Origin of the sequence: Nevskia soli (genome assembly GCF_903970205.1) — a bacterium.
Lineage (GTDB): Bacteria > Acidobacteriota > Terriglobia > Bryobacterales > Bryobacteraceae > Bog-113.
On the sequence record NZ_CAJCHS010000239.1, the window covers coordinates 1 to 9,905 of the forward strand.

Here is a 9,905-nt window from a genome sequence, read left to right on the forward strand (position 1 = left end):
GCTGGCGCAGGCGCGGCGCAAGAGCGAGCGACCGCGGGCTGCCAGGTCCGCCAAAATTGCTCCAGATCGGCAGGGGTTAACGCGTCGGCGCCGATATCTTCCGCCCGGCAGCCGCGGCCGACAAACTGCGCGGCTTCTTCCGGGGAGAACGTACGCTTTAAGGGTACAAATGGACTCTCGCAAAGGCGACGCAGCCATAGGTCCGGTTCGCGCGACGCCGGAAAGGGCGTGAATGTTGAACGTTCATCGCATACGCCGTTCGCGGCGCCGGCGCGAATCCGCAGCGTAACCTTCGGAACCCGCGCCGAGTATTGCTCGCAGTCATCCAGAAATTCGCGTGGCAGGCAGGCCGTTTCCACGTCAGGTGAATCCGTTACGACCTCGTGAAGAACGCTGGCGATGCTACCGTCGTAAAAGTCAGGAGTTCCGTACACAACTTCGAGACTCGCGATCTTGAAGCGGCTACATTCCTCGATCCGCTTTCGAATCACTCGCCTTGCATCGCGCTTCAGAACTCCATGCAGGTCCAGCGAAAAATGATTGCGCTCAGGATCGTAATGCTGGCATGCCAAGCTTAATTACCTCCTACTCCAGGCCCGCCTTACTCAGCATTTCCAGGAACTGCTTCTGCGTCCGCATATCCATCGCTTCAGCCACTAGCTTCCCATCGCGTCCATAGACGAACGTCTTCGGAATCCCGAAGGTTCGAAATTCTTGGTTCACCTTCCGGCCTGGATCAAGCAGGATCGGGTAAGTGTACTTATGTTCGGCGATAAACGGCTGCACCTTCGCCATATCTTCGTCGGAAATACCAAGAATCACCAAACCGCGATCTTTGAACCGGCTGTACAGCGCCTCAAAGTCGGGCATTTCTTTGCGGCACGGCGGACACCAGGTCGCCCAGAAATTCACGATCACCACCTTACCTTGCAGATCCTGAAGCGTCCACGACTTCCCGGTGATGTCCGGCAAGGTGAAGTTGGCCGACTTACGAGCCTCGTCATCCGCCTCAAGCTTGGCCATGGCTTGTTTATATTGCGGATCGTCGCATTGCGCCTCCACATGTTCGTACTTGACGAGCATCGCCAGAGTAACGTAAGGGTCGGCAACCTCTCCCTTCTCCGAAGGAATCGGCTGCTCACGCAAAGCGTCCGCGAGGGTAGTCGCGACCGCCTGCAAAGTCGCGCGACCGGGATCGCCTTCTGTGGACAGGTTAGCCAAACCCACTGCCAGCTTTTCTTTGTTCGCGGTGCGCGGCAGCGCGCGAATCTTCAACGCCAGATCCGCGGTGGCGCCGGGACGCTCGCCATCTGAAAGAGAGCGCAGTTGGCGCATGCGCGCGACGATTGGCTTCTCGGCGGGGCTATAGGTGACCGGCGGACTCTGCGCGTAAGCGCCGGCGCCGGCCAGTAGCAGAAAGAACGAAAGTCCGCGCATCACATCCCCTGCAGTTCGTTCGCAAGCTGCCCGGCGCCGTACAGCTTTCGCAAAGCTTCGATCATTGCAGCAGAGTGAACAGCCACCGCGCGATTCTTCTCGCCGTCATATTCGAAGTCGCCCGGAAGCGACTCGATGTTGCCGTCGAAGATCAGCCCCACTAATTCCGCATTGCGATTGATTACGGGCGAACCGGAGTTACCACCGATGATATCCGTGGTGCTTACAAAGTTAAGCGGCGTCGAAAGATCCAGCTTGTCGCGGCCTTCTTTCCAGCGCGATGGTAGATAGAAAGGACCGTAGTAATCGAAGCTCGCGGCACGATCGTATAGTCCGTAAATCGTCGTCTTCGGGGGCGCGATGGTTCCGTTCATCGGATAGCCTTGAACCGCGCCATAAGATAGCCGCAGCGTGAAGGTTGCATCGGGGTAAGTCGATTTCCCATAGACCAGGAAGCGCGCCTTGCCCAATTCCTCACCGGCGTGCGTGATCACGCTGTCGATGTTGTCTTCCTGCCACTTGATCTGTTCGCGGATCAACGGATCGACCTGGCGAGCGAGAACGATTAGCGGGTCGGTGGACGCGTCAACCGCGGCTTGCCCGCCTTCGAGGAGTTGCTTGCGGACAGCGGCATCAGCCAGCTTTGTACTGTCGAGCCATGCGTGCGCGGCGGCTTCCGGCGACTTGCCGTTCAGCATCGCGGTAAGCCACGGATCGTTCGCGGGCAGGCTCTTCGCGTCGAACGCCAGGGCTCCCGCCATTCCCGCCTTTTCCATCTCCAGATACACCGGTGCGGGCGACAGAAGCCGGTAACGAAGGCTCTCGAGTTGCGAATCATGATAGCCCGGCAGCCGTTCGCCATCCGGTTTCTTGATCTCTGCGACATATCTGACGATGCTCTCGGCGGTAGCCTCGAGTTGCGAACCGGAGCGGCGATAGAAAGTCTGGTTAAAGCGCCCTTCGCCCTTCTGTTCGGCTTGAGCGATCTGCTCCCACGCAGCTCCGTACTCCTGCTTCCATTGCGGATTGGCGTCTACCTTAGAGCGGAAATCGTTCTCCTCGGCTTGCTTTTTGGCCATGAGCTTAGGGTTCATCAATCCTTCATAGCGGCCGATATAAGCCTTCTGCGAGTTCTGCAGACCGAAGATCATCGAGCCGGCTTGCCGCGCCTGTTCGGGACCGCGCGCCGAGTAAGCCTGGAAGTTTGCGATGCGGTCGGCGAGCAACTTCAGAAGCGCGGGTTCCACGAAGTCCCGCTCGAACTTCAGCTGCGCCAGGGTATCGAGCCGCTGTGTCGATCCCGGATGCCCGGACACAAACACCAGTTCGTTAGCCTCCGGGCCCTTCGCGTTCCACTTCAGATAGTTAGTCGTTTCCAGCGGCTTACCGTTGTCGTAGACGCGAAAGATCGCCATATCCAGGTCATAACGCGGGTAAGTGAAGTTATCCGGATCGCCGCCGTAAAATGCGGTTTGTTGTTCAGGAGCGAACACGAGACGCACGTCCGTGTACTTCTTATAGCGGTACAACCAATACTCGCCGCCCTGATAGAGTGTCACTACATCCGAGCGCAGCCCGGTCTTGGTCGTGCTGTCGCGTTCGATCTGCGCAATTACACTCTTGCGCGCGTCGAAAGCCTGTTTGTCCGTCATGTTCGGCCGCGCCGCGGCGTTGACCTGCGAGGTCACGTTTTCCATCGAGACGAGCACGTTGACCTCAAGATCCGGAGACTTCATCTCAGCATCCGGCGTGGCGGCATAGAATCCGTCGCGAAGGTAATCGTGTTCCGCCGTCGAGTTGTTCTGCAATTGGTGGCGCGCGACATGATGATTGGTCAGCAGCAGGCCGTGCGGGCTGACGAAGGAACCCGAACCGCCGTCGTTCAAGCGGACCGACGACAGCCGTACATGGTCGAGCCATTCCTGGGTCGGCGTGAAGTGGTACTTCTCCTGAAGCAACTTGGTGGGCGGATTATCGAAAGTCCACATGCCCTCATCGGCGATGGCGGCAGCGGCTGTAAGGAGCAATGCGGCGATTGCGTAGCGTTTCATAACAAGACCTCTCTTGACGATAGCGACTATTGTATTGGATCTGTAGTATTGGATATGGCCTTGGGCGGACGAACCTGGGAACAATGGGTGGCGCAGTACACCACCAGCCACCAAAATCCGGTGAACCGATGGTGCCACACCCTGGGGATTCCTTTGATTGTGCTCTCTCTGGTTTTGACGCCGCTAATCGCGATTCGGTTTGGAATTTGGAAGATCGCGTTGGCGCTTTTCCTCGCCGGATGGGCGTTCCAGTTCGCCGGTCACGCGTTCGAGGGCAAACCACCCGAGTTTTTTCGCGATTGGAGATTTCTATTGGTGGGCGTCCGCTGGTGGCTCGCCAAAATCCGCGGGCGGGCTTAGCAGCCCGTGGTAATAACCGCTCCGTCACCGTCGGGGCTCTGTAACTTACTGAGTCTACAGAGCCGCGCGCGTCAGCAAGCGGTGTTTTTCGACTACTACCACGGGCTGTTAGTCAACTTACTCAGCCGCTTCCATAGCCTTCTGTAAGTCATCCTCGGGAACCACCGAGGCGCTCACCCGCTGATCGCCGCCTTCCGTAACTTCCACCGTTACCGAGCGGCTCTCGAGTTGCTTCAGAATGTCCGCTGAGTTACCGACCAGCCAGGCGTTCTGAGTGGCCAGCAGCAGCACGCGGTACTTTCCGGGAGGAACGCCTGGGAACTGTAAAGTTACCGGTCCGCTGCCTACCGTTGTCCCGGATACGCGGGGAACGCCGGACGGTTCGGGAACTAACAAGGCATTGATGGCTGTTCCGCCGGCGGGCGGTGACTCGACACTAACCTCGACCGTGCCTGGTTTGTTTCCGGCCGTGATAATCAACGGTCCCGCCGCGCCGTCGGAAATCTCGAAATCATCCGGCGATACGTCACGGCCACCCAGCGAAAAGCTCTTCGCGTACGCGCCATTCTGCAGGCCGTTAAACCGGAAATGGCCGGGCAGGATGGACTTAAAAACAAACGTTCCGTCAGCCGCGATGTTAGCCGTGGGAAACGGCCCGCGATAATTCGGCGTTAGTGGAGTTAGTGCGAGCTGCATCCCGGATAGGTTCAACGCCGGGTCTTCCACCCGCACGGAACCCGAGAGAGTCGGCCCGGGCACTAGTTTGAGCTCGAAGTCGGTTACTGGAGTCTTACCGACTTCGATCGTCTCGCGCGCTTCCCACGCGCGATCGTTACTAATAACCGTGGCGATTAGGTCATAGCTTCCCGCGACAACGTTACGGAACCGGAATTGACCGCGTTGCGCGCCCATATGAGTCGGAACCGGAGTCTGCTCGGCCGCCGGGTTGTCGTGCGGGATGAGATTGAGTTGAACATTGTTGAGCTGAGAGGCGTCCACACCGCTCAAGGTGCCCCGCACCAGGAACATAGGCACGCGCGTCACATGGAAATCGACCGCGGTTAACTCAGCGCCGGCCGAAATAACCGTACCGCCGCTACTTGCCGCGCCCGCCGACGCTCCTCCACCGTAAGTCACCGGCGCGTAGCCTTCCTGCGGAATCATCGGATCGCCGCGCGGCATGAAACCGTGCGGGGCCGGGAACGTTTCTCCACATTGCGCTCGGATCACGTAGCGTCCGGCCATCAAACCATGGATCCGGTAGCTTCCTTCGGCGTCGGTGTTAGCGCCCCACATCCCGCCGGGCCGCAAGAAGCCCTGTGAACGGTCGGAACGCGTCGCGGATACGTTGCAATTTTGGACAGGGTCGCCGTCTTCATTCGTGACGTGGCCGGTAATCGTAGCTCCGGGCTGGAGGGGGATTTCAATCCCGGTTTTCTCGTCGCCGTCGGCGAGTACTACCTGGCTCGTGTTGCCGCCGGTAAGCGGATTGGCAAACAGGTCCTCATGATTCGCCATCATCCAGTAAGTGCCCGCTGGTAACGAGTGAAATGCAAAGTTGCCGCCGGAGTCCGTAGTCGCAGTAAGGTTGGCCGCGCCGCTCAGCATCACGCGCGCTTTGCGGATCGGTTCATGCGTGCGGGAGTTGACCACTGTGCCGGATATCGTCCCTTTGCCGATAACCGGTTGCGGCGGCTGCCCCGGCTGCCCGTTAAGCTGTTGAAGCTCAGTGATTTCCTGAACCTGCGCCGCGACGCCGCCGACTAAGCCCGCGAACATGCCGATAACTAATAGAACCTTCACTGCGAAGCCCCCTCAAGCGCAACGCCTTCAGGAGCGCGTCGGATCAACGTGGTATCGGTTTGCACCCGCGCGCCTTCGCCGGCCTCCAGAGCCGTACCTGCGCCCTGAAATGGTGTCAGAAAGCCGGGCTTCCAATATTCCTGCCCCTGCATTTCATCGAAGGCGAAGACCCGGTACTTACCCGGCGTCACGCTCTTGAACTGGTAGTGCCCGTGACTATCGGAAGCAACCAATTGATAGAAACTAAGAACGTTTTCCCACTTACCTTCAGGCGCGAGCAGAACCATTACGCGGCCGTCGTGCCGGGGTGTCTTCGGAGACGGCGAGGCGTTCGGAGTTTCGGCGCTCGAGGGTTCCAAAACATTTCCCGTCACCGTCGCTCCATTCATGCTGAGCACGATGTTCAGCGGCGCTCTCGCACCGGTCTTCAGTTCCATGTCTTCGGTCAGAACGTCCTGCTGACCTAGCCGCATCGACTTGATATAAGCGCCTTCGGGCAGCGGCGAGACGTTGATATCCCAAATACCCGGCACGACACTATCGAACTCGAAGGCGCCATCCGCGGCAACGTCGGCCGAAGGAGGTTCGCCTTGCAGCGGAATGTCGTCGCCGGAAACTAATTCGATGCGGTACGGTCCGGCCTCTTTGGCGCCCGCGCCCTCCAGTTGCAGCTTGCCCGAAAGCGGCGCGCCCGGGGTTAACTTGACGGTGATATCTTCCGGGGTGGCGCCGACCTCGACCGTCTGCACCGTCCGGTAGTCTGCATCTCCGCGTGAAGTTGCCACCAGCCGGTACTTACCAGGCACCGTGTTCAGACTAAATCGATACTCGGGAGCGCTCGCCACTGAAGTGGTCTGCTCCGAGCGCACGGCGGAAGAAACAGGCACCAGAGTTACGGTGATCGCCCCCGCTTCACGCAATTCTTCAGGCACTTCAACTTTGCCGGATACGATCACCTGCGGAACGGTTTCCAAAGTGAAATCGATGCCCTTCAAGTCGGCGCCGGCGCTTAGTGTCAGAGAAGCGGCCGCATCGATACTCGAAGCTCCTGGATAGAACTGCACCGCGTAAACTTCATCCGGCTGCTTCTGGCCGTTAGTTACATCCGGCTGGATCCGGGTCGCGATCTGGTAGGCGCGCGTCGCCAAAACGCGATAGTCGCCGGGGATCACGAACGACACATGATACTCGCCGCGGTCGTTAGTCGAAGTCGTGGGGCCTGGGCGCCAATGCAGCGTGCGCCTCTCATAGACGGGGCGAAGTAGCTGTACCTGTGCGTTCGCCACCGGATCGCCATCGCCATCCACCACCGTACCGGAAACGGAGCCTTCCGGAAGCATCGCAAGCAAGACATCCCGCCGCGCTTCGCCACTTGCCAGACTTAGTTCGGGTATTGGACGGCCGGGCTCATTCGCGCCACCATAACAGGCGCGGCCATACCCGCGAAAGCGCGCGCAGATGTAGTAAGATCCCGCGGGGACTCCGCTGAAGCCGAATGCGCCATTGTTATCGGAGTACGCAACAGCCTCCATGGGACGTGGGCCGGTCGTATCGAGCGTCACGACCGCGCGGCGAATCGGCGCTTTCGACCATGCGTTGCGCACTACTCCCCCGATATATCCGCTGGGCTCGGCCGGAACACTCTTCGCAGCTATCGACGCGACATTGCTGCTGAAGTAAATCGCGGCCAGAAACAGTAGCCGGAACATATTCAATCGGCTTGACTTCCTACCATTGCACTTACTACTTCGACCCGCGTCGGAATCAGCTCGCGCGCGATCAGCGCCGGCCAGTAAGCGACAATCTCGCGCACCGGCGGGCGGCCATCGCCAAATCCGGTTGCTCCCGGCGGTCCATTTAACACCAGGGGGATGAGTTCGCGCGTGAAGCGGTCCACCGCTTTACGATCGGGACCGCGCACTCCGATGCGAAGCTGTATCTCAGCGGGGTCGGCAATCGGAGGCGCCGCCGCACCAAGGCACGCATTCAATCCGAAATACTCGGTTTCAATGGCGTCGAACTGCAAGCCGAGTCCGGCCAGCCTGGCCCGAACAATTCGGTCCGCCGCCTGCGCCTTCTCGAGCGCCTGGGGATGCGAGTAAACCAATGTCCCGATCGCCTTCCATCCGGCCGCGTAACTTATCGATAGCTTCAAAGTCGCCGGACGTTCGGAGCCGCGAATCCCACTAACTCGCACGCGATCCGGACCGATATCTTCCAGTTGAATCGAAGTAAAATCCGCAACGCAATCCGGAGTAATGTAGCGCTTGGGGTCGCCTAACTCATATAGAAGTTGTTCTTTGATCGTGTCCGAATGCACGCGGCCGCCCGTGCCCGGATGCTTCGTCACCACGAAAGTCCCATCCGCTTCGGCTTCAATCACGGGGTAGCCGATGTTTGCCATGTCGGGAATGGACTGCCAGTCCACCTGGCAATTGCCGCCCGAGCACTGCGCCCCGCATTCCACAATATGTCCGGCGATCGTGCCCGCGGCAAGTTTGTTCCAGTCGCGGTCCCGCCAACCGAACGCGTGAATCATCGGCGCCAGCGCAAGCGCCGTATCGGTGGAACGGCCCGCGATCACGACATCCGCGCCCGCGTTCAGAGCTTCCGCCAGTGGGAACGCCCCGATGTAAGCGTTCGCACTCAGAACCTTGTCACGAATCGATGCGAGCGGCGCGCCCGTGTCCATGTCGCGCATCTCATGGCCCGCTTTAAGGAAATCGTCAAGGCGCGTGAGCACATCGTCACCCAGCACGACCGCGACATTCAGATCGGGCGCATACTCCATCACCTTGCGCGCGCAGTCCACCGGATTTACCCCGCCCGCGTTCGCAATCACCTTGATGTTGCCCTGTTGCAGTTTCCGCGCAAGCTTCCCGATCAGCGGCGGAAAATCGCTCGCATACCCCAGCTTCGGATCGCGCTCTTTCTGCTTCTGCAGGATCGACATCGTGACTTCGGCCAGATAGTCGAGAATCAGGTAATCGATCGGCCCCTGCTCGACCAGGCGCACCGGCGCTTCCAGCCAATCGCCCCAGAATCCCTGGCCGTTGGCGATGCGAATCATTGGTTGAGAATCTCCAAGGCGAGCGCTTCACCGCGCGGGCGCGACATCGCGACATCGAGCGCCAGAGCCAGCACTTCGCGCGACTCCAGCGGATCGATCACCGCGTCGCAATGGCCCCGCGCCGCGGCATAGCGCGCATCCAGCCATTGCTCGTAATCCGCGCGCGTCTTGTCCATCGCTTCGCGCAGTTCCGCCGGCATGGGCTCGCCGCTCTTCTTCACTTTCTCCAGGTCCGCCGAGAACAGCGCCACCACCGCCGAATCGCCTTCCATCACGCCGATGCGCGCCGTCGGCCAACTGAAGGTGAAGTTCGGATCGAAGCCCTGCCCGGCCATCGCGTAGTAGCCCGCGCCGCTCGCATGGTTCACCGTGAGTACGATTCGTGGAACCGTGGCGCAGGACATGGATTCGACCATCTCGGCTCCGGCACGAATGATGCCGCTCAGTTCCGCATCGAGTCCCACCATGAAGCCGGACACGTCCTGGATATAGATCAGCGGCGTTCCCGCTCGTTCCGCGTTCTCGACGAAGTAGTGTACCTTGCGCGCCGTTTCCGTGTAGACGATTCCGCCCACGCGTGGACCTTCCGGCGCACGCAGAAATCCGCGCCGATTGGCGATGATCGCCACCGGCCGCCCTTCGAGCATCGCGTCGCCGCACAGCATTTCCGGCGCGTACTCCGGTTGAAATTCGATCACGCTGGGGTGGCCATCCGCGCCCGCATCGAAGATCCGGTCGAGGATTTCGTGGACATCGTAAGCCAGGCGATGGTCGGGCGGTAGGACGCCATAAAGCTCCGCGGAAGGCTTAGCCGGAGCACGGCCCGCGGGTGCGATTGCCAGGGCGGGGAATTGATGAAAGCGCGCGCGGATCTGATCGAGCGCATCTTCGTCGTCCTTCGCCATATAGTGCGCCACGCCCGATCGCGTAGTATGCATCCGCGCGCCCCCGAGCGATTCCTGATCCGTCACCTGTCCGGTCGCGCCTTTCACCAGATTCGGTCCGCCCAGCCCCATGAAGCTGGTGTTCTCCACCATGATGATGACGTCCGAAAGCGCGGGAAGGTAGGCGCCGCCCGCGATGCACGGCCCCATCACCGCCGCGATCTGTGGAACGCGCAGCTTGCGCCGCATCAGCGAGTTGTAGAAGAAGATGCGCCCCGCGCCGTACTGGCCGGGGAAGAT

The 9,905-nt window shown here is 60.1% G+C and carries 8 protein-coding genes; 1 reads left to right on the plus strand and 7 read right to left on the minus strand.

The features are described from left to right. From H1Y01_RS10860 to H1Y01_RS10870, 3 genes are all read right to left on the minus strand, one after another. Positions 1-491, minus strand: a 491-nt coding sequence (locus tag H1Y01_RS10860; protein ID WP_219341456.1) for a hypothetical protein, incomplete at its 3' end; no start/stop codon positions are given. A 94-nt stretch (positions 492-585) separates the two neighbouring features. Then, complete coding sequence (locus tag H1Y01_RS10865) at positions 586-1,437, minus strand: TlpA disulfide reductase family protein (protein ID WP_180540541.1); 852 nt, start codon at positions 1,435-1,437, stop codon at positions 586-588. Then, positions 1,437-3,488, minus strand: coding sequence for a S46 family peptidase (locus tag H1Y01_RS10870; RefSeq protein WP_180540542.1), 2,052 nt, complete (start codon positions 3,486-3,488; stop codon positions 1,437-1,439). The genes H1Y01_RS10865 and H1Y01_RS10870 overlap by 1 nt, the downstream gene beginning before the upstream one ends. 54 nt (positions 3,489-3,542) lie before the next feature. Between H1Y01_RS10870 and H1Y01_RS10875 the strand changes: the two genes are divergently transcribed. Then, positions 3,543-3,848: an Mpo1-like protein gene (locus H1Y01_RS10875; RefSeq protein WP_180540543.1), complete on the plus strand. Its 306-nt coding sequence runs from the start codon at positions 3,543-3,545 to the stop codon at positions 3,846-3,848. Positions 3,849-3,965: 117 nt separating this feature from the next. On the opposite strand, the gene H1Y01_RS10880 is transcribed toward H1Y01_RS10875, so the two are convergent. The 4 genes from H1Y01_RS10880 to H1Y01_RS10895 all read right to left on the minus strand — a co-directional run. Further along, the gene (locus tag H1Y01_RS10880; RefSeq protein WP_180540544.1) at positions 3,966-5,651 is read right to left on the minus strand and encodes an MSCRAMM family protein; all 1,686 of its coding nucleotides are present in this window, start codon (positions 5,649-5,651) and stop codon (positions 3,966-3,968) included. After that, a complete protein-coding gene (locus H1Y01_RS10885; RefSeq protein WP_180540545.1) occupies positions 5,648-7,360 on the minus strand; it encodes a carboxypeptidase-like regulatory domain-containing protein in 1,713 nt (570 codons plus the stop codon). The genes H1Y01_RS10880 and H1Y01_RS10885 overlap by 4 nt, the downstream gene beginning before the upstream one ends. Before the next feature lie 2 nt (positions 7,361-7,362). Then, entirely contained in the window at positions 7,363-8,721 is a 1,359-nt protein-coding gene (locus tag H1Y01_RS10890; RefSeq protein WP_180540546.1) for an acyclic terpene utilization AtuA family protein, read from the minus strand. Further along, positions 8,718-9,905, minus strand: a 1,188-nt coding sequence (locus H1Y01_RS10895) for an acyl-CoA carboxylase subunit beta (RefSeq protein ID WP_180540547.1), incomplete at its 5' end; no start/stop codon positions are given. The genes H1Y01_RS10890 and H1Y01_RS10895, both read right to left, overlap by 4 nt.